Source organism: Pseudomonas sp. LG1D9 (genome assembly GCF_002949995.1).
Taxonomy (GTDB): Bacteria; Pseudomonadota; Gammaproteobacteria; order Pseudomonadales; family Pseudomonadaceae; genus Aquipseudomonas; species Aquipseudomonas proteolytica.
The window spans coordinates 3557622-3577925 of record NZ_CP026881.1 but is presented as its reverse complement, the minus strand read 5'-3'; the positions used below and the strand labels follow the sequence as shown (position 1 = coordinate 3577925).

The window sequence follows — 20304 nt, the reverse complement described above, 5'->3', positions numbered from 1 at the left end:
AGCGGGCGCCGCCGTTCAGATGTGACGAACTTCGACAATCTCGTACTCGATCACGCCACCAGGCGTCTTGACGGCCACCACATCACCCTCTTCCTTGGCGACCAAGGCACGGGCCAGGGGCGAGCCGACGGAGATCTTGCCGAGTTTGAAGTCAGCTTCATCCTCACCCACGATGTGGTAAGTCACGCGCTCATCCGTCTCGACGTTGGCGATTTCCACAGTGGTACCGAAAATCACTTTGCCGGTGTACGGAATGCTTGTGACATCAATGATGACCTGATTCTGAATCCGCCCTTCAATATCACGGATCCGCGCCTCGACCATACCCTGCTGCTCGCGGGCAGCGTGGTATTCGGCGTTTTCCTTCAAGTCACCCAGCTCGCGGGCCGTACCGATGTCCTGGCTCAGCTTTGGACGTACGACCTTGGTCAGATGGGCGTGCTCCTCTTCCAGGGCCTTGGCGCCCTGGACAGTCATAGGGTATTTGATCATGCCTTCAATCCTGCGTGTAGATCCTGCAAGCGACGCACGGTCTTTTCCGGACCGAACTTGAGCGCTTCACAGATAGCTTCGCCAGCAGCAATGGTGGTGGTGCAGTAGATCTTGTGCTGCAAGGCGTTTCGACGAATGGAGTAGGAGTCCGCGATCGACTGGCGACCTTCGGTGGTGTTGATGATCAGGGTGACTTCGTCATTCTTGATCATGTCGACCACGTGCGGACGACCTTCCGTTACCTTGTTCACGCGACGCACTTTCAGGCCAGCCGCCTCAATCAACTTGGCAGTCCCGGCAGTCGCCACGACTTCGAAGCCCAAGTTGATCAGATCACGGGCCACGCCTGCAACCAGTGGCTTGTCATCGTCACGCACGCTGATAAACGCAGTACCGCCGGTCGGCAGCACTTCGCTGGCGCCCATCTGGGCCTTGGCGAATGCTTCGCCGAAGGTATCGCCCACGCCCATCACTTCACCGGTGGACTTCATCTCTGGGCCCAGGATCGGGTCCACACCAGGGAATTTGGCGAAAGGGAACACCGCTTCTTTCACACTGTAGAAGTTCGGAATGATTTCCTTGGTGAAGCCGATTTCCTTCAAGGTTTTACCGGCCATCACACGGGCGGCAATCATCGCCAGGGACACGCCGATGCACTTGGAAACAAACGGCACGGTACGCGAAGCACGCGGGTTGACTTCGATGACGTAGATGTCTTCGCCTTGCAGCGCCAACTGTACGTTCATCAGGCCGACCACACCCAGTTCCAGGGCCATTTTCTTGACCTGCTCGCGCATCTCGTCCTGGATGTGCAGCGGCAGCGAGTACGGCGGCAGGGAGCACGCGGAGTCACCGGAGTGAACGCCTGCCTGCTCGATGTGCTGCATGATCGCGCCAATCACCACGTCGGTACCGTCGCAGACCGCATCCACGTCCATCTCGATGGCGCAGTTGAGGAAGTGGTCCAGCAGCACCGGGCTGTCATTGGACACTTTCACCGCGTCACGCAGGTAGCGCTTGAGTTCTTCTTCTTCGTAGACGATTTCCATCGCCCGGCCGCCCAGCACGTAGGACGGACGCACCACCAACGGGTAGCCGATCTTGCTGGCTGCACGGATGGCCTCGTCTTCGCTGCGCACGGTCGCGTTTGGCGGCTGGCGCAGGTTCAGGCGCTCGACCATCTGCTGGAAGCGCTCACGGTCTTCGGCACGGTCGATGGCGTCAGGGCTGGTACCGATGATCGGCACGCCGGCCGCTTCCAGGGCACGCGCCAGTTTCAGCGGAGTTTGCCCGCCGTACTGGACGATCACGCCTTTTGGCTTCTCGACGCGACAGATTTCCAGCACGTCTTCCAGGGTTACTGGCTCGAAGTACAGGCGATCGGAGGTGTCGTAGTCAGTGGAAACGGTTTCCGGGTTGCAGTTGACCATGATGGTCTCGTACCCGTCTTCGCGCAGGGCGAGGGCGGCGTGGACGCAGCAGTAGTCGAACTCGATGCCCTGGCCGATACGGTTTGGACCGCCGCCCAGGATGATGATCTTGTCGCGGCCCGACGGCGCGGCTTCGCACTCTTCCTCGTAGGTGGAGTACAGGTACGCGGTGTCGGTGGCGAACTCTGCGGCGCACGTGTCAACGCGCTTGTAGACCGGGAAGATATCCAGCTTGTGGCGATGGGTGCGCAGGTTCTTCTCGGTCACGCCCAGCAGCTTGGCCAGACGCTGGTCAGAGAAGCCTTTGCGCTTGAGGCGGAACATCAGGTCGCGGTCGATAGAGGACAGACCCAGGGTCTTGACCTTCTCTTCTTCCTTGATCAGATCTTCGATCTGCACCAGGAACCACGGGTCAATCATGTTCATGCCGAAGATGTCTTCGACGGTCATGCCAGCGCGGAAAGCATCAGCCACGTACCAGATACGCTCGGCGCCCGGCACGGTCAGCTCGCGCTTGAGCACGCTCATGCTTTCTGGGTTGCTCAGGTCGAGCTTCTCGTCCAGACCGCAAACGCCCACTTCCAGGCCACGCAGGGCTTTCTGCAGCGACTCCTGGAAGGTCCGGCCGATGGCCATGACTTCACCGACCGACTTCATCTGAGTGGTCAGGCGGGCGTCGGCTTTCGGGAATTTCTCGAAAGCGAAGCGTGGCAGCTTAGTGACGACATAGTCGATCGACGGCTCGAAGGACGCCGGCGTAGCACCACCAGTGATCTCGTTTTGCAGCTCGTCCAAGGTGTAACCGATCGCCAGCTTGGCAGCGATGCGCGCAATCGGAAAGCCGGTAGCTTTTGATGCCAGCGCCGAAGAACGCGATACACGCGGGTTCATCTCGATTACGACCATACGGCCGGTGTTCGGGCAGATACCGAACTGAACGTTGGAACCGCCGGTTTCAACGCCGATCTCACGCAGTACCGCCAACGAGGCGTTACGCATGATCTGGTATTCCTTGTCCGTCAGGGTCTGTGCCGGAGCCACGGTGATCGAGTCACCGGTGTGCACACCCATTGGGTCGAAGTTTTCGATCGAGCAGACGATGATGCAGTTGTCCTTTTTGTCGCGGACAACTTCCATCTCGTACTCTTTCCAGCCGATCAGGGATTCGTCGATCAGCAGCTCTTTGGTCGGCGACAGGTCCAGACCGCGTGCGCAGATTTCTTCGAATTCTTCACGGTTGTAAGCGATACCGCCGCCAGTTCCGCCCATCGTGAAAGACGGACGGATAATGCACGGGAAACCCAGCTTTTCGAGAACCGCGTTGGCCTCTTCCATGCTGTGGGCGATGCCCGAGCGCGGGCAATCAAGACCGATGGACTTCATGGCCTTGTCGAAACGCGAGCGGTCTTCAGCCTTGTCGATGGTGTCGGCATTGGCGCCAATCATCTCTACGCCGAACTTTTCCAGGACGCCTTCGCGCTCCAGGTCCAGGGCGCAGTTCAGTGCAGTCTGGCCGCCCATGGTCGGCAGCAGTGCATCTGGACGCTCTTTCTCGATGATCTTGGCAACGGTCTGCCATTTGATCGGTTCAATGTAGGTGGCGTCGGCCATGTCCGGGTCGGTCATGATGGTGGCCGGGTTGGAGTTCACCAGGATGACGCGGTAACCCTCTTCGCGCAGGGCCTTGCAGGCCTGGGCGCCGGAGTAGTCGAATTCGCAGGCCTGGCCGATAACGATCGGGCCAGCGCCGAGAATCAGGATGCTTTTTATGTCTGTACGTTTTGGCATGGGTTTGTCACTCAAATCCGCAGGTCAGTCGGCAAGCCGTCTTGAACAATCCTTGAAGAGCCTGAGGGGGCCACCGGTTTCCCGGGCCGCCCTCAGGCCGCTCATTTAGCGTCGCTTGGCCATCTCATTGATGAAACGGTCGAACAGCGGCGCTACGTCGTTCGGGCCCGGGCTCGCTTCAGGGTGGCCCTGGAAGCTGAACGCGCTCTTGTCGGTGCGCTCGATACCCTGCAGGGAACCGTCGAACAGCGACTTGTGAATGGCGCGCACATTGGCCGGCAAGGTGGCTTCATCCACCGCAAAACCGTGGTTCTGGCTGGTAATCATCACTACGCCAGTGTCCAGGTCTTGTACCGGGTGGTTGGCACCGTGATGGCCATGCCCCATTTTCAGGGTCTTGGCGCCGGAGGCCAGGGCCAGCAGTTGATGACCCAGGCAGATACCGAATACCGGGATCTCGGTGTCCAGCACTTCCTTGATGGCCTTGATGGCGTAGTCGCATGGCTCCGGGTCACCCGGGCCGTTGGACAGGAACACACCATCCGGTTGCAGGGCCAGTACGTCGGCGGCCGGGGTTTGCGCCGGCACCACGGTCACGCGGCAACCGCGCTCGACCAGCATGCGCAGGATGTTGTACTTCACGCCGTAGTCGTAAGCGACCACGTGGTAAGGCAACTCGCTAGCCTCGATGGTTGCGTGGCTGTCAGTCTTCAAGTCCCAGACAGTGGAGCGCCACTCGTACTGTTCTTTGGTGCTGACGACTTTCGCCAGATCCATGCCTTTCAGGCCAGGGAAGCCTTGCGCTGCAGCAATCGCTGCAGCTTCGGAAACATCGTCACCGACCATGATGCAGCCATTCTGCGAGCCTTTTTCACGCAGGATGCGTGTCAGGCGGCGCGTATCGATACCGGCGATCGCCACAACGTTGTTGGCTTTCAGGTAATCGGACAGCGACATCGTGTTACGCCAGTTGCTCGCAACCAGTGGCAGGTCACGAATCACCAGACCAGCCGACCAGACACGATCAGACTCGATATCTTCCGGTGTAGTACCGGTGTTGCCGATGTGCGGATAGGTCAGGGTAACGATCTGTTGGGCGTAGGAAGGATCGGTAAGGATTTCCTGATAGCCGGTCATGGCGGTGTTGAACACCACCTCTCCAACGGTCTGACCGTCGGCTCCAATGGCTTCGCCGCGAAAAATGCTGCCATCAGCAAGGGCGAGTATGGCTGGCTTAGTCAAGAAGACCTCCCGTAAATAAAGCCTGAAAGGGCGATCGCAGGTTGTAAAAAAGCGGAGTGACGTATGGACACGTCACCCCGCTTCTTCACTGAATTATTCTGCGCGCTTTTAGTGGACACACTAAAGCTGTAGCTTACAGAAAAAGGCTTTTTTGGTCCACCGCTAAAGAGCCTAAAAGGCAGGAGAATGCGACAGGACGTCGCTTAGCGGGTAAAAACGGGGCCCTAGAGTAATACCCGGGGCCCGTTTTTGCTACTAATTAACGCAGGTCCAGCACGTCTTGCATGTCGTAGAGGCCCGCTTCGCGACCCTCCAGCCACAATGCCGCACGCACTGCGCCCTTGGCGAAGGTCATACGACTGGAGGCCTTATGGGTAATCTCCAGGCGCTCGCCTTCGGCAGCAAACAGCACCGTGTGGTCACCCACCACGTCACCGCCGCGCACCGTAGCAAAGCCAATGGTCTCGCGCTCACGCGCGCCGGTATGACCTTCGCGACCATACACCGCGACTTTCGACAAATCGCGCCCCAAGGCATCGGCAATCACCTCACCCATGCGCATGGCGGTGCCCGATGGCGCATCCACCTTGTGCCGGTGATGGGCCTCGATGATCTCGATATCCGCATCATCACCCAGCACCCGTGCGGCCATGTCGAGCAACTTCAGCGACAAGTTGACGCCCACACTGAAGTTGGCGGCAAACACGATAGGGATGTCCTTGCCCGCCGCAACCAGCAACTGCTTCTGCTCGGCATTCAGGCCAGTGGTACCGATAACCATGGCCTTACCAGCCTTACGGCAGAAGGCCAGGTTTTTCAGCATCACTTCGGGCAGGGTGAAGTCGATCAGCACATCGAACTCATCAACCACCTGCTCCAGGCTACCGGACAACGACACTCCGATCCGCCCCAGCGAAGCCAGCTCACCAGCATCGGCGCCAATCAGCGTACTGCCCGGGCGCACGATCGCCGCAGTCAGCCCCGACAGAGGCGAGCGCTGCTGCACCGCCTCCACCAGGTTCTTGCCCATGCGCCCGGCGGCGCCCATCACTGCTATACGTCGCATATCCACGTCCTTACAGGTCGCCGAAGAAGCGCTTCACGCCTTCGAACCAGCCAGCGGTCTTCGGCGAATGGGAGCCATCACCGTCCAGCGAGCTGCGCAATTCTTCGAGCAACTCACGCTGACGACGATCTAGGTTGACCGGGGTCTCAACGGCCACACGGCACATCAAGTCGCCCGCCCCACCGCCACGCACTGGCGCAACGCCCTTGCCACGGATCCGGAACTGCTTGCCGGTCTGCGTCCCCTCAGGGATCTTCAGCTTGACCCGGCCATCGAGGGTCGGAATCTCCAGCTCGCCACCCAGGGCGGCATCGACAAAGCTGATCGGCACTTCACAGAACAGGTGCTTGCCGTCGCGCTGGAAGATCGAGTGCTCGCGCACATTGATCACCACGTACAGATCGCCCGTAGGGCCACCCTGCGCACCCGCCTCGCCTTCGCCCGACAAACGAATACGGTCGCCAGTATCGACACCCGCCGGCACTTTCACCGACAGCGTCTTGTACTCTTCAACACGCCCTTCGCCGTGGCAAGAGTCGCACGGATCGGAAATGATCTTGCCCTGGCCATGGCAACGCGGGCAGGTTTGCTGCACAGAGAAGAAGCCCTGCTGCATGCGCACCTGGCCAATACCACCACAAGTCGGGCAGGTAATCGGCGAAGAGCCCTTCTTGGCACCTGAACCGTCGCACGGCTTGCAATTGACCAGCGTCGGCACGCGGATATTGACGCTGGTGCCGCGCACGGCTTCTTCCAGATTCAGCTCCAGGGTGTAGCGCAAGTCGCTGCCGCGCTGGGCACCGCCACGCTGACCGCCGCGACCGCCACCGAAGAAGTCGCTGAACACGTCACCGAAGATATCGGAGAAGTTCTGCCCGCCAAAACCGGCACCGCCGCCACCCATGCTCGGATCGACACCCGCGTGGCCGTACTGGTCGTAGGCTGCGCGCTTGTTCGGATCACACAGGCATTCGTAGGCCTCGTTGGCCTCCTTGAACAATTCTTCGGATTCTTTGTTATCCGGATTACGGTCCGGGTGATGCTTCATCGCCAGGCGACGGTAAGCCTTCTTCAGGTCCGCCTCGCTGGAGCCGCGCTCCACACCCAACACTTCGTAATAGTCACGCTTTGCCATAAGTCTTTGCACTCTTAAGGACGTCCGGCAAAACCCTCCTGAGCCTGCCAAACTCGTTGAGCCCCAATACAGGCCCGGACCCAACTCACGTCAAATTCAACGATCCTGGTCTTTACTGCTCTCAGCCGAGACCCAGCTAAAAACGCGGTGATTGTTGATCGCAAAGCAGGAGCATTCCCGATCACACCGCCAACATCCGAACCTTGTCGCATGCTGTAAAAATTCGCGTACCCCAGACACGCCAACGCGGGAGCAAGCTCCCGCGCGGCGACATCCTACCAGTCACCGCTTGATAGCGGTCAACCGGGCGACCAAGTTACTTCTTCTGGTCTTCTTTTACTTCTTCGAACTCGGCATCGACAACATCATCGTGCTTGGCTTCAGGCTCTGCCTGTTGCGCGGCACCGTCAGCTGGCTGGCCTTGCTCGGCGTACATCTTCTGAGCCACTGGCGCGGAGACTTTCGACAGTTCCTCAACCTTGGCTTCGATAGTGGCCTTGTCATCGCCTTTAACGGCGGCTTCCAGGGCAACCACTGCAGCTTCGATTGCAGTCTTCTCTTCAGCAGTCACTTTGTCGCCAGCATCAGCGATCATTTTGCGCGTCGAGTGAACCAGTGCATCACCCTGGTTGCGGGCAGCGGCCAGCTCTTCGAACTTGCGATCTTCCTCGGCGTTCTTTTCAGCGTCGTTGATCATCTGCTGAATTTCTTCCTCGGACAGGCCGGAGTTGGCCTTGATCACGATCGACTGAGTCTTGCCAGTGGCCTTGTCCTTGGCGCCTACGTGCAGAATGCCGTTGGCGTCGATGTCGAAGGTCACTTCAATCTGTGGCACGCCACGTGGAGCTGGTGGAATCTCGGCCAGGTCGAACTTGCCCAGGGACTTGTTCTGCGCAGCCTGCTTACGTTCACCTTGCAGCACGTGAATAGTCACCGCGCCCTGGTTGTCATCGGCAGTCGAGAACACTTGCGATTTCTTGGTAGGAATCGTGGTGTTCTTCTCGATCAGCGCAGTCATCACGCCGCCCATGGTTTCGATACCCAGGGTCAGCGGGCTGACGTCCAGCAGCAGCACGTCTTTCACGTCGCCGGCCAATACCGCACCCTGGATGGCAGCACCCATGGCAACTGCTTCGTCCGGGTTGACGTCTTTACGCGCTTCTTTACCGAAGAACTCAGTAACCTTCTGCTGCACCAGCGGCATACGGGTCTGACCACCGACCAGAATCACGTCGTTGATCGAGCCAACATCGATACCCGAGTCTTTCAGGGCGATGCGGCAAGGTTCGATGGTGCGCTGAACCAGGTCTTCAACCAGCGATTCGAGCTTGGCGCGCGAAATCTTCACGTTCAAGTGCTTAGGACCGGTGGCGTCTGCAGTGATATACGGCAGGTTCACGTCGGTCGAATTGCTCGAAGACAGTTCGATTTTGGCTTTTTCAGCGGCTTCTTTCAGGCGCTGCATCGCCAGCGGGTCACCCTTGAGGTTCATGCCGCTTTCTTTCTTGAATTCGTCGACGAGGTAGTCGATCAGACGAATGTCAAAGTCTTCACCGCCCAGGAACGTGTCACCGTTGGTCGCCAACACTTCGAACTGGTGCTCGCCATCGACTTCAGCGATTTCGATCACGGAAACGTCGAAAGTACCGCCACCCAGGTCATAAACGATCACGGTGTGGTCGCCCTTGGCCTTGTCCATGCCATAGGCCAGAGCAGCCGCGGTTGGTTCGTTGATGATACGTTTTACGTCCAGGCCCGCAATACGGCCGGCGTCTTTGGTCGCCTGGCGCTGGCTGTCGTTGAAGTAGGCCGGAACGGTGATCACCGCTTCGGTCACTGCTTCACCGAGGTAGTCTTCGGCAGTCTTCTTCATCTTTTTCAAGATTTCAGCCGAGATTTGTGGCGGCGACATTTTCTGGCCGTTCACTTCAACCCAGGCGTCACCGTTGTCGGCCTTGGCGATTTTGTACGGCACCATCTTGATGTCTTTCTGTACGACTTCTTCGTCGAACTTACGACCGATCAAACGCTTCACCGCGTACAGGGTGTTATGCGGATTGGTCACAGCCTGACGCTTGGCGGACTGGCCTACCAGGATTTCGCCGTCGTTGGCGTAAGCCACGATGGAAGGGGTAGTACGTGCGCCTTCGGCGTTCTCAATAACCTTGGATACGCCGTTTTCCAGCACGGAGACGCAGGAGTTGGTGGTCCCCAGGTCGATACCGATAATTTTGCCCATGATTCACTCTCCCGAAACTTTGGATTTGGTTGCCGCAGCAGTGGTGGCTAACTGCGGTAGCACTTAAACGCTTGACTTATAAATGGGGTCGTTACGAACGATTTCAAGCCTGCTCGTCAATCGATGGCGAAACCGGTGCGGGAGCCTTGCTCACCACCACCATCGCCGGGCGCAACAGGCGACCATTGAGCTGGTAGCCCTTCTGGAACACCTTCAACACGCTATTGGGCTCAAAGTCAGCATTTTCCTGCATGGCCATGGCCTGGTGATGCTCCGCGTTGAACGGCTCGCCGCCTTGTGGATCGATGGCTTCCATCTGATAACGCTTCAGGGTGTCCTGGAACATCTTCAGGGTCAGCTCGATCCCTTCGCGCATGCCACGGATGTTTTCGTCGTCCGGGCTAGACAGCTCCAGGCCGCGCTCCAGGCTGTCGATGATCGGCAACAGATCACCGGCGAACTTCTCCAGCGCGAACTTGTGGGCTTTTTCTACATCCTGCTCGGCGCGGCGGCGGACGTTCTGCAGATCGGCAGCAACACGCAAAGCCTGATCCTGAGCGCCTGCCAGTTGCTCTTCGAGCACTTGCACGCGAGCCGCCAGGTCTTCACCCGCTGCCTGCGAGGCCTGGTTGGCGTCTGGGTTTTGCGTATCCAGCGTCTGTTCGTCAGCCATAATTTTCTCCTTTCAGAATCCTGCGCGAACTCAACTCGCGCTTCTGTTCCGGTATATGGGGCCACAATTTCCAGGTTCAAGGGCCGACACGCCCCGACTCACACTTTCCCGCACATTCCACATCGCACTAAAAAATCCCGCCATCCAAGCAAATCGAGCTAAACCTCAGGATTGTCAGCGCCAAACAAAACACTGTATAAATAACCAGACCTAAAGCCTGGGAGCAGCCACTATGCTGGTTCACCTGTCCGTACATAACTACGCCATCGTTGAGCACCTGGATCTTGAACTGGATCGCGGGATGAGCGTAATCACAGGCGAAACCGGCGCCGGCAAATCGATCATGCTCGATGCCCTGGGCCTGACCCTTGGCGATCGCGCCGACAGCGGCGTGGTTCGCCCCGGCGCAGACAAGGCCGATATCCTGGCGACTTTTGACCTGGCGGATATTCCGGAAGCCAGCGCCTGGCTTGCCGAGCGCGACCTTGATAACGACGGCCCGTGCATCCTGCGCCGCGTAATCACCGCCGAAGGCCGCTCACGGGGCTATATCAATGGCACGCCCTGCCCCCTTGGCGACCTGAAAGCCCTGGGCGAATTGCTGATCGATATCCACAGCCAGCACGAACATCAATCCCTACTCAAAACCGATACCCATCGCCGGCTCCTGGATGAGTACGCCGGTGCCACCGACCTGGCGCGCCAGGTGCAGTTGGCCGCACAACGTTGGCGCCAGACCCGCCAGGAGCTGGAGCGTCTGTCCAACTCCGGCGACGAGCAGCGGGCCCGCCACCAGCTCCTCAGCTATCAGTTGGAAGAACTGGAAAGCCTGGGCCTGGGCGAAACAGAACTGGAACAATTGGAGCAGGAGCACAAGAACCTGACCAATGCCGAAACCTTGCTGGGCATTTGTCGCCAGGTTGTCGAGCAATGCAGCGAAAGCGATTCCGGCAATGTGCTGAACGCCCTGACGGCAAGCCTTAACCGCCTGTCGAGTGTGAACAGTGGCTCTGGCTCGCTGAATGAAGCCACCACCCTGCTGACCAGTGCGCAGATCCAGGTAGAAGAGGCGGTTGGCGAGCTGAACCGCTTCCTTGACCACTTCGATGCCGATCCGGCACGCCTGCAAGAGATCGAAGAGCGCCTCGACACTATTTATACCCTGGCGCGCAAACATCGGATCCAGCCAACCGAAGTGGCGGCCATGCAGCAAAAACTGCTGGACGAGATCGAAACCCTGAATGCCAACGATGAATCCATCGAGCGCCTGGGCGATGAACTGGCGTCTTTCGCCCGCCACTATCAGGAAAAAGCCCGGGAACTAAGCGACCTGCGCCAGCAAGCGGCTACCGGACTGGCCTGCGCCGTGGAACAGGAAATCCAGCGACTGGGCATGCCCGGCGGGCGCTTCACCATCGAATTGCATGCCAATAGTGGCAACGAGCTGCAGCCCAACGGCCTGGAGCAGGTCGAGCTGCTGGTGAGCGCCAACCCAGGCCAACCCCTCAAGGCCCTGGCGAAGGTAGCGTCTGGTGGTGAACTGTCACGGATCAGCCTGGCGATCCAGGTCATTACTGCCCAGACCTCCCGCGTACCTACACTGGTATTCGACGAAGTGGACGTGGGGATCGGTGGACCGACGGCAGAAATCGTCGGTCAATTGTTGCGTCGCCTCGGCGAACGCGGGCAGGTACTGACCGTTACCCACTTGCCCCAAGTGGCAGCCCAGGGGCATCAGCATCTGTTTGTGCATAAGGTCAGGGGCAGCGATGCGACACATACTGCTGTGTCCAAGCTAAACAAGACCGAAAGGGTCGAAGAAGTCGCGCGCATGCTCGGCGGCATCGATCTGACCAAGGAGTCCCTGGCCCATGCGAAGAAAATGGTGGTGACAGCGAAGGCCTGAGCCCTATTTCACACTGGGTTTCCCCCCGATAGAAAACACGAAGGCGACCCTAGGGTCGCCTTCGATCGTTTCGCAGAGTGGATCTGCGTAGCTTTCTTACTTTTTCTTACGTATGTACAGAACCAGATTGTGGTCAACCAAATCGAATCCGTGCTCCTCAGCAATCTTGTGCTGCAGCGCCTCGATCTCGGGGCTGGTGAACTCGATAACCTCATTGGTATCCAGGTCAACCATGTGGTCGTGATGACCACCGTCAGCCAGTTCAAATACTGCATGACCGCCGTCGAAATTATGACGAACCACCAGCCCTGCGGCTTCGAACTGGGTCAGTACACGGTAAACCGTGGCCAGGCCAACGTCCTCGTTAGACTCCATCAGCGCCTTGTAGACATCCTCGGCACTCATGTGGCGTTGCTCGGCGGAATCGAGCATTTGTAGAATCTTGACTCGTGGCAGAGTCACTTTAAGACCGGCTTTGCGTAGTTCGCTATTTTCAACCATGGTTAGCTTTCTCGCGGATGCTGCTTCGCAGCTTCTCTTAATACGGGTATGATCGGCGTTTACGTTGTCCCAGCCAAGATAGTGGAAGTCGCCCACCGATGCAAAACACCAAGCTCTTGCTAACCAGTTTCACCCTTGTGGGACTGCTCGCACTCGCCGGTTGTTCATTCCCCGGGGTTTACAAAATCGACATCCAGCAGGGCAATGTCGTCACGCAGGACATGATAGACCAGTTACGCCCGGGAATGACCCGACGGCAAGTACGGTTTATCATGGGCAATCCCCTGCTGACCGACACATTCCATGCCGATCGCTGGGATTATCTCTATAGCCTGCAACCTGGAGGCGGGGAGCGCCAACAGGAGCGCGTCAGTGTCATCTTTAATGGCAACGATCAGCTCGTCAGCCTTTCCGGTGACTTCATGCCTGGCGTAAGCCGTGATGAAGCCCTGTTGGGCAAGGACAGCGGGACCAGCGTCACTGCGCCAGCGCAGAATGCTGAACAGCCCAAGTCCGAGGTACCGGCCAAGCCAGGCTCCTTGCTTGACCAGATTCAGAAAGATATCGACGGTGTGCAAACCGTTCCGGTGCCAACTCCAGAACCTCTGGACGCCAGCCCACAATAATTTGCATCGCTCAACAAAAAGCCCGGCATGCCGGGCTTTTTGTTGCCTGCTGTTTCACAGACTATGGATTCAGCCGCCGAGCTTCGGCTGCTTTTGCCGCTCGCAGGCGCCTCACTTCCTTCGGATCGGCGAGCAAGGGCCGATAGATCTCGATGCGATCACCAGCCTGCACGCTACGGGTTTCAGCGTCCGCCACAACTTTGCCAAAAACCCCCAATGGGCAACTGTCGATATCCAGCTCGGGAAACTGTGTCGCAATACCTGACGCCAGCACCGCCGCCCGTAGGCTCGTCCCCGGCGCAACCGCCAGGCTCAACAACAATTGGCGATCCACTGCGGCGTAGACCACCTCAATCTCAATCAATCGCTCAGCCATGCAGTTGCTTGGCCCGCTGGCAAAACGCATCCACCAAGGTATTCGCCGCCTGGTTGAACAGCGGCCCCAGGGTCGCCCGCACAATGGAGCCTGCGTAATCAAACGTCAGGTCCAGGCTGATCTTGCACGCCTTCTCCCCCAATGGCTTGAATACCCAGACCCCGTGCAACTGGGTGAATGGCCCTTCTTCCAGATTCATCTCGATGGACCGCCCAGGAACCAGCACATTACGGGTGACAAACTTCTGGCCAAGCCCGCCCTTGGACACCTCGAGACTCGCGCGCATATGCTCATCGCTGCTCTCCAATACCGTGGATGAGGAGCACCAGGGCAGGAAATCCGGGTAGCTCGCCACGTCGTTGACCAGGTCATAAAGCGCTTGCGCCGGGTAAGGCAGCAGGGCCGAGCGTTGAATATGCGTCGTCATGGGAGCGTTATTTCCGAAGCTGAGCGGCAAACATCGCGAAAAGACTGCACGATTCGCGAGAGAAAAAAACCAGAAAACTGGCGGTATTGTCCGGGATTCGTCCAACACGCTCAAGCACGCAGGTTGACCGTAGCCGACACGCTCGCAACTGCCTATAATGCCGCCCCTATGGCTAAACAAAAGAAACACCCAACAGGGACCATCGCGCAAAACAAAAAGGCGCGACACGATTACTTCATCGAACATCGGTTCGAGGCTGGTCTGGTCCTGGCCGGCTGGGAAGTAAAAAGTCTGCGCGCCAGCAAGCTGCAACTGGTCGACAGTTACGTGCTGCTCAAAGATGGCGAAGCCTGGCTGCTCGGCAGTCATATCACGCCGTTGATGACCGCCAGCACCCACGTGATTGCCGATCCGGTACGCACGCGCAAACTGCTGCTCAATGCACGCGAACTGGAAAAGCTCGCCGCCGCGGTACAACAGAAAGGCTACGCTTGCGTCTGCCTGTCGTGGTACTGGAGCAAGCATCTGGTCAAGTGCGAAATCGCGCTGGGCAAGGGCAAGAAGGAATACGACAAGCGTGATACCGAGCGCGAGCGCGACTCCAATCGGGAATTGCAGCGCGCCGTACGCAACAAGGGCAAGGAAGACTGACCTTCCCCGCCCCTTGATGCGCGCCCATGTGGCCAGGGAGCCCGCTCCCTGCGCCGCACTATTGGCTACATCCCCTTACGCCGCTCCGCCCGCGCCATGCGCTGCACTTCCTGACGCACCTCCTCCAACACCTCCTGCACATATAGCAGGTGCCGTGTTGAAACTTCCCGCGCCTGCTCGGCCCGCCCTTCGATAATCGCCAGGTACAAGTCCCGATGCTGATTGATCAGCATGTCGCGGGTTTCGCTGCGCTGCTGGTACATGCCACCGATATTGGTCACCACGTTACGCTTGAGCAGATCAAACAAGCCGCGGATGGTGTGCAGCAAGACCGCATTGTGGCTGGCTTCGGCGATAGCCAAGTGAAACCTGGCATCGGCCGCGCCTTCTTCGATACGGCTCACCTCATCATCACGCGTATAACAATCCTGCAAGGCATCAAAAGCCGCAGTCAGACGCTCGCGGTCCACTTCCGTGGCGCGCAGCGCGGCGTAATAAGCACACGATGCTTCTAGCGTCTGGCGAAATTCCAACAGATCACGCTGGGCTTCGGGGTTGTTTTCCAGCAGATGCAACAAGGGGTCGCTGAAGGTAGAACCCAGCGTCTCCACCACATAATTACCGCCGCCCTGGCGACTGACCAGCAACCCCTTGGCCGCCAGCTTCTGGATCGCCTCGCGCAACGACGGGCGCGACACACCGAACTGTTCAGCCAGTGCGCGCTCGGCCGGCAATCGCTCGCCCGACTTCAACGTGCCCTCAAGGATCATCCCCTCAAGCTGCTCGACGATATCGTCGGACAAACGGCGCTGACGCACCTGATCAAACGCCATAACTGACTCTCCACGATCCCGGCCACTCGCCGGGCCCTCTATTCTGGCCTATTGCCGCGCTGTCGGCACCTATCAGAACCCCTTTGATTACACCGATCAGACCCCACGCCGCCGACATGCGACCAAAGTTTCTCAGGCGGCAAATTGACACATCACCCCGAAGGCTCTTAACCTAGCCATCAGCGATTGTAAATTGGTCTTACCAATTATCCAAATCAGCTAAACATGCATGACCAACAACAATTAGGGGCCACCCCATATGCAAACCTGGCAACAGCTCTACAGCCCACTCGGCAGCCTTGGCCTATCCGCACTGGCCGCCGTTATTCCTATCGTATTTTTCTTCCTGGCCCTGGCGGTGTTTCGCCTTAAAGGCCATGTTGCCGGGAGCATCACCCTGGCGCTGTCGATCCTGGTAGCGATCTTCGCCTTCCAGATGCCAGTCGATATGGCACTCGCTGCCGCCGGCTACGGCTTTGCCTACGGCCTGTGGCCAATCGCCTGGATCATCGTCGCCGCGGTATTCCTCTACAAACTGACGGTCAAGAGCGGCCAGTTCGAAGTGATCCGCAGCTCAGTACTGTCGATTACCGATGACCAACGCCTGCAAGTGCTGCTGATCGGCTTCTGCTTCGGCGCATTCCTCGAAGGCGCCGCCGGTTTCGGTGCCCCGGTAGCGATTACTGCCGCGCTGCTCGTAGGACTGGGCTTCAACCCACTGTATGCCGCCGGCCTGTGCCTGATTGCCAACACTGCACCGGTGGCGTTTGGCGCCCTGGGGATCCCGATCATCGTCGCCGGGCAAGTCACCGGTATCGACGCCTTCAAGATCGGCGCCATGACCGGCCGCCAACTGCCGCTGCTGTCGCTGTTCGTGCCGTTCTGGCTGGTGTTCATGATGGACGGCTTGCGCGGCGTCAAGGAAACCTGGCCTGCCGCACTGGTGGCCGGCTTGAGCTTTGCCATCACCCAGTACTTCACCTCCAACTTTATCGGCCCGGAACTGCCTGACATCACCTCAGCCCTGGCCAGCCTGATTTCCCTGACCCTGTTCCTGAAAGTCTGGCAGCCCAAGCGCACTGCGGGTGCCCAGATTGCCGGCGCCACGTCCAGCGTTTCGGTCACCGGCAGCGTCGGCGGTTTCGGCCAGCCACGTACTTCCGTGGCTTCGCCTTACAGCCTGATGGAAATTTTCAAGGCCTGGTCGCCGTTCTTGATCCTGACCGTATTGGTCACCATCTGGACCCTCAAGCCGTTCAAGGCGATGTTCGCCGCCGGCGGTTCGATGTACAGCTGGGTGTTCAACTTTGCGATTCCGCACCTGGACCAGATGGTGATCAAGGTTGCGCCGATTGTCACCAACCCCACTGCCATTCCAGCGGTGTTCAAACTGGACCCGATTTCCGCGACCGGTACAGCGATTTTCTTCTCTGCGCTGATCTCCATGCTGGTGCTGAAGATCAACTTCAAAACTGGTCTGACCACTTTGAAAGAGACCTTCTACGAGCTGCGCTGGCCAATCCTGTCCATCGGCATGGTGCTGGCGTTCGCGTTCGTAACCAACTATTCCGGCATGTCTTCGACCATGGCGCTGGTACTGGCCGGCACCGGCGCAGCATTCCCGTTCTTCTCGCCGTTCCTCGGATGGCTGGGCGTATTCCTGACCGGCTCCGATACCTCGTCCAATGCCCTGTTCAGCTCCCTGCAAGCCACTACCGCACACCAGATCGGTGTCAGCGACACCCTGCTGGTGGCGGCGAACACCAGTGGCGGCGTGACTGGCAAGATGATCTCCCCGCAATCGATCGCCGTGGCCTGCGCCGCGACCGGCCTGGTGGGTAAAGAATCCGACCTGTTCCGCTTTACCCTCAAGCACAGCCTGTTTTTTGCCACAATTGTCGGCCTGATCACCTACGCCCAGGCGTACTGGTTCACCGGCATGCTGGTGCATTAAGACCACAGGCAATACCGTTAGAACCGACGCCGCAGCCTTGCGGCGTCAGCTATTCACAACCCAGTCTGCTGGACCGTGGCGCCTAGGCTCCCCAGACTGGGTGCTGCTGATCCTGGAGGACCCATGAGTCTGCCCATCGCGTTCCTTGATGCTGTCGCACGACTGATCCCGAAAGATCGGCGCTTCGACGATCCTCTTTCCACCCTGGCTTTCGGCACCGACGCCAGTTTTTACCGACTGATCCCACAACTGGTGATCCGAGTCGAATCGGAAGATGAAGTCGTCGAACTGCTGCAACTGGCGCAACGCGACCGCGTGCCAGTGACCTTTCGTGCAGCTGGCACCAGCCTTTCCGGCCAGGCGATCAGCGATTCGGTGCTGATCGTGCTCGGCGATAACTGGAACGGGCGCGAGATTCGTGGCCAAGGTACGCAAATCCGCCTGCAACCCGGGGTGATCGGAGCCCAGGCCAACGCGTGGCTTGCGCCATTCGGGCGTAAGATCGGCCCGGATCCGGCATCGATCAATGCCTGCAAGATCGGCGGGATTGTCGCCAACAATGCCAGCGGCATGTGCTGCGGCACCGCCCAGAACACCTACCACACCCTGGCCGGGATTCGCCTGGTACTGGCCGACGGCAGCCGCCTCGACACCGAGGATGCCGCCAGCGTCGCCGCTTTCCGCGAGCAACACGGCCCGTTACTGGAACGCCTGGCTACCCTGGGCCGCGAGACGCGGGCCAATGCTGAACTGGCCGCAAGAATCCGCCATAAATACCGTCTGAAAAACACCACCGGCCTGTCGCTAAACGCCTTGGTGGATTTCGACGAGCCACTGGATATCCTCAGCCATCTGCTGGTGGGTTCCGAAGGCACCCTGGGCTTTATCAGCGCCGTGACCTACGACACGGTGATCGATCACCCGAACAAAGCTTCGGCCCTGATCGTATTTCCCGATGTAGAAACCTGCTGCAACGCCGTAACGGTGCTGAAAACCCAGCCGGTGTCAGCGGTCGAGTTGCTGGACCGGCGCAGCATGCGCTCGGTGCAAGACAAACCCGGCATGCCCGCTTTCGTACAGCAGCTATCGGAAGGTGCCTGCGCGCTATTGATCGAATCCCGCGCCGCTTCATCGTCGCTGCTGCAGGAGCAACTGGCGCTGATCATGGCGTCGCTGGCCGACTTCCCGGTCGAGAAACAAGTCGACTTCACCGAAGACCCGGTGGAAAACGCTCGCCTGTGGGCCATCCGCAAAGACACCTTCCCTGCCGTCGGCGCCGTACGCAAAACCGGCACCACGGTGATCATCGAAGACGTGACCTTCCCGGTGGAGCAACTGGCTATCGGCGTGAACCGCTTGATCGAGCTGTTCGACAAACATCACTACGACGAAGCCATCCTTTTCGGACACGCGCTCGAAGGCAATCTGCACTTTGTCTTCACCCAAGGCTTCAACAGCGCGGAAGAAGTCACACGCTACCAGGCGTTCATGGATGACGTAGCGCAACTGGTGGCCGTGGAGTTCGGCGGCTCGCTGAAAGCCGAGCACGGCACCGGTCGGAACATGGCGCCCTTCGTCGAGTTGGAGTGGGGCAGCGATGCCTATCAACTGATGTGGCAACTCAAGCGCCTGCTCGACCCCAACGGCATTCTCAACCCGGACGTGGTGCTGAGCGAAGATCCGCAAATCCACCTGAAAAACCTCAAGCCGCTGCCGGCCGCCGACGAGATTGTGGATAAGTGCATCGAGTGCGGTTTCTGCGAGCCAGTATGCCCATCCAAAGGCCTGACCCTCAGCCCACGCCAGCGCATCGTGATCTGGCGCGATATCCAGGCACGTAAACGCGCCGGCATCGATACCACCGAGCTGGAAGCGGCGTATCACTACCAAGGCATCGACACCTGTGCCGCCACCGGGTTGTGCGCCCAGCGTTGCCCGGTAGGCATCAATACCGGTGACCTGGTGAAAAAACTGCGTAGCCGCGAAGCTGACAGTACGAAAACCGCCGAGTGGCTGGCCAACCATTTCTCCACCGCATTGCAAGGTGCGCGCTTTACCCTGCATGTGGCCAACGGCGCGCGCATGCTGCTCGGCGCGCCACGCCTGGCGAAGCTCTCGGCCTCCGTAACCAAGCTGTCCAAGGGCCAAATCCCGCAGTGGACCAGCGCCATGCCACAGCCGGAAAAAGCCATCCGCTTCAGCCCCGCCGTCAACGACGAGCGACCACGGGTGGTCTACCTCGCGGCCTGTGTATCGCGAGCAATGGGCCCGGCGGCCGGGGACAAAGAGCAAATGTCGCTGTACGACAAAACCCGTGGCCTGCTGGAAAAAGCCGGTTACCAGGTGGTCATCCCGGACAACCCAGACAGCCTGTGCTGCGGCCAACCCTTTGCTTCCAAAGGCTACGCCGAACAGGCCGAGCACAAACGCCAGGAACTGATCGGCGCCCTGCTCCACGCCAGCCGTGGCGGCCTCGACCCGATCTATTGCGATACCAGCCCCTGCACCTTGCGCCTGGTCCAGGACCTGGGGCAAACGCGTCTGGACCTCTATGACCCAGTTCGATTTATCCGCACCCACCTGATGGACCGCCTGGACTTCACACCCCAGGATGCCCCCATTGCCGTGCATGTCACCTGCAGCACCCAGCACCTGGGCGAAAGCCAGGCCCTGATCGACCTCGCCCGGCGCTGCAGCAACAACGTAGTCATCCCCGAAGGCATCCACTGCTGCGGGTTTGCCGGCGACAAAGGCTTCACCACCCCGGAACTCAACGCCCACTCCCTGCGCTCCCTCAAGGACGCCGTGCAGTACTGCAGCGAAGGCATCTCCACCAGCCGCACCTGTGAGATCGGTCTGACCCAGCATGGTGGGATCGATTACCACGGCCTGGTCTACCTGGTCGACCGGGTGACCCAGGCCCGCGCAATAAAAACGAACCCCTGCACACTGGCGTAGTCACTTG

Annotated in this window: 16 protein-coding genes; 5 read left to right on the top strand and 11 right to left on the bottom strand. The window is 59.1% G+C overall.

What is annotated here, in order from left to right; all coding sequences use genetic code 11:
• Positions 1–15: 15 nt before the first annotated feature.
• The 7 genes from greA to grpE all read right to left on the bottom strand — a co-directional run bounded on the left by greA (position 16) and on the right by grpE (position 10065).
• The gene (greA, locus tag C5F71_RS16735) at positions 16–492 is read right to left on the bottom strand and encodes a transcription elongation factor GreA (protein ID WP_092233355.1); all 477 of its coding nucleotides are present in this window, start codon (positions 490–492) and stop codon (positions 16–18) included.
• Positions 489–3710, bottom strand: a complete 3222-nt coding sequence (gene carB / locus C5F71_RS16730; RefSeq protein ID WP_029298996.1) for a carbamoyl-phosphate synthase large subunit — start codon at positions 3708–3710, stop codon at positions 489–491. Before carB ends, greA begins: the two co-directional genes overlap by 4 nt.
• A gap of 105 nt (positions 3711–3815) precedes the next feature.
• Complete coding sequence (carA, locus tag C5F71_RS16725; RefSeq protein ID WP_029298997.1) at positions 3816–4952, bottom strand: glutamine-hydrolyzing carbamoyl-phosphate synthase small subunit; 1137 nt, start codon at positions 4950–4952, stop codon at positions 3816–3818.
• A gap of 259 nt (positions 4953–5211) precedes the next feature.
• On the bottom strand, positions 5212–6018 hold the full coding sequence (dapB, locus tag C5F71_RS16720; protein WP_029298999.1) for a 4-hydroxy-tetrahydrodipicolinate reductase: 807 nt from the start codon (positions 6016–6018) through the stop codon (positions 5212–5214).
• Between the two features lie 10 nt (positions 6019–6028).
• A complete protein-coding gene (dnaJ, locus tag C5F71_RS16715; protein WP_029299001.1) occupies positions 6029–7153 on the bottom strand; it encodes a molecular chaperone DnaJ in 1125 nt (374 codons plus the stop codon).
• A 316-nt stretch (positions 7154–7469) separates the two neighbouring features.
• Positions 7470–9392, bottom strand: coding sequence for a molecular chaperone DnaK (gene dnaK, locus C5F71_RS16710; RefSeq protein WP_029299003.1), 1923 nt, complete (start codon positions 9390–9392; stop codon positions 7470–7472).
• A gap of 103 nt (positions 9393–9495) precedes the next feature.
• Entirely contained in the window at positions 9496–10065 is a 570-nt protein-coding gene (grpE, locus tag C5F71_RS16705) for a nucleotide exchange factor GrpE (protein WP_104911562.1), read from the bottom strand.
• A 232-nt stretch (positions 10066–10297) separates the two neighbouring features.
• On the opposite strand from grpE, the gene recN reads away from it, so the two are divergent.
• Positions 10298–11971 (top strand): DNA repair protein RecN, encoded by a 1674-nt coding sequence (gene recN / locus C5F71_RS16700; protein WP_029299005.1) that lies wholly within the window; start codon positions 10298–10300, stop codon positions 11969–11971.
• A 96-nt stretch (positions 11972–12067) separates the two neighbouring features.
• On the opposite strand, the gene fur is transcribed toward recN, so the two are convergent.
• Positions 12068–12472, bottom strand: coding sequence for a ferric iron uptake transcriptional regulator (gene fur / locus C5F71_RS16695; protein WP_003194220.1), 405 nt, complete (start codon positions 12470–12472; stop codon positions 12068–12070).
• Between the two features lie 98 nt (positions 12473–12570).
• Here fur and C5F71_RS16690 point away from each other — a divergent pair, with 98 nt between their 5' ends.
• On the top strand, positions 12571–13098 hold the full coding sequence (locus tag C5F71_RS16690; protein ID WP_029299006.1) for an outer membrane protein assembly factor BamE: 528 nt from the start codon (positions 12571–12573) through the stop codon (positions 13096–13098).
• Between the two features lie 61 nt (positions 13099–13159).
• Here the strand turns inward: C5F71_RS16690 and C5F71_RS16685 are convergent, their stop codons facing one another.
• Both C5F71_RS16685 and C5F71_RS16680 read right to left on the bottom strand, forming a co-directional pair.
• Positions 13160–13474 (bottom strand): RnfH family protein, encoded by a 315-nt coding sequence (locus C5F71_RS16685; protein ID WP_104911561.1) that lies wholly within the window; start codon positions 13472–13474, stop codon positions 13160–13162.
• A complete protein-coding gene (locus C5F71_RS16680) occupies positions 13467–13901 on the bottom strand; it encodes a type II toxin-antitoxin system RatA family toxin (protein WP_029299010.1) in 435 nt (144 codons plus the stop codon). Before C5F71_RS16680 ends, C5F71_RS16685 begins: the two co-directional genes overlap by 8 nt.
• Positions 13902–14069: 168 nt before the next feature.
• Here C5F71_RS16680 and smpB point away from each other — a divergent pair, with 168 nt between their 5' ends.
• Positions 14070–14552 (top strand): SsrA-binding protein SmpB, encoded by a 483-nt coding sequence (gene smpB / locus C5F71_RS16675; protein WP_029299012.1) that lies wholly within the window; start codon positions 14070–14072, stop codon positions 14550–14552.
• Between the two features lie 65 nt (positions 14553–14617).
• On the opposite strand, the gene C5F71_RS16670 is transcribed toward smpB, so the two are convergent.
• Positions 14618–15385: an FCD domain-containing protein gene (locus tag C5F71_RS16670; RefSeq protein WP_070994380.1), complete on the bottom strand. Its 768-nt coding sequence runs from the start codon at positions 15383–15385 to the stop codon at positions 14618–14620.
• 259 nt (positions 15386–15644) lie between these two features.
• On the opposite strand from C5F71_RS16670, the gene C5F71_RS16665 reads away from it, so the two are divergent.
• Both C5F71_RS16665 and C5F71_RS16660 read left to right on the top strand, forming a co-directional pair.
• Complete coding sequence (locus tag C5F71_RS16665; protein WP_092233337.1) at positions 15645–17339, top strand: lactate permease LctP family transporter; 1695 nt, start codon at positions 15645–15647, stop codon at positions 17337–17339.
• A gap of 123 nt (positions 17340–17462) precedes the next feature.
• Complete coding sequence (locus C5F71_RS16660; protein WP_070994381.1) at positions 17463–20297, top strand: FAD-binding and (Fe-S)-binding domain-containing protein; 2835 nt, start codon at positions 17463–17465, stop codon at positions 20295–20297.
• The last annotated feature ends 7 nt before the right edge of the window (positions 20298–20304 follow it).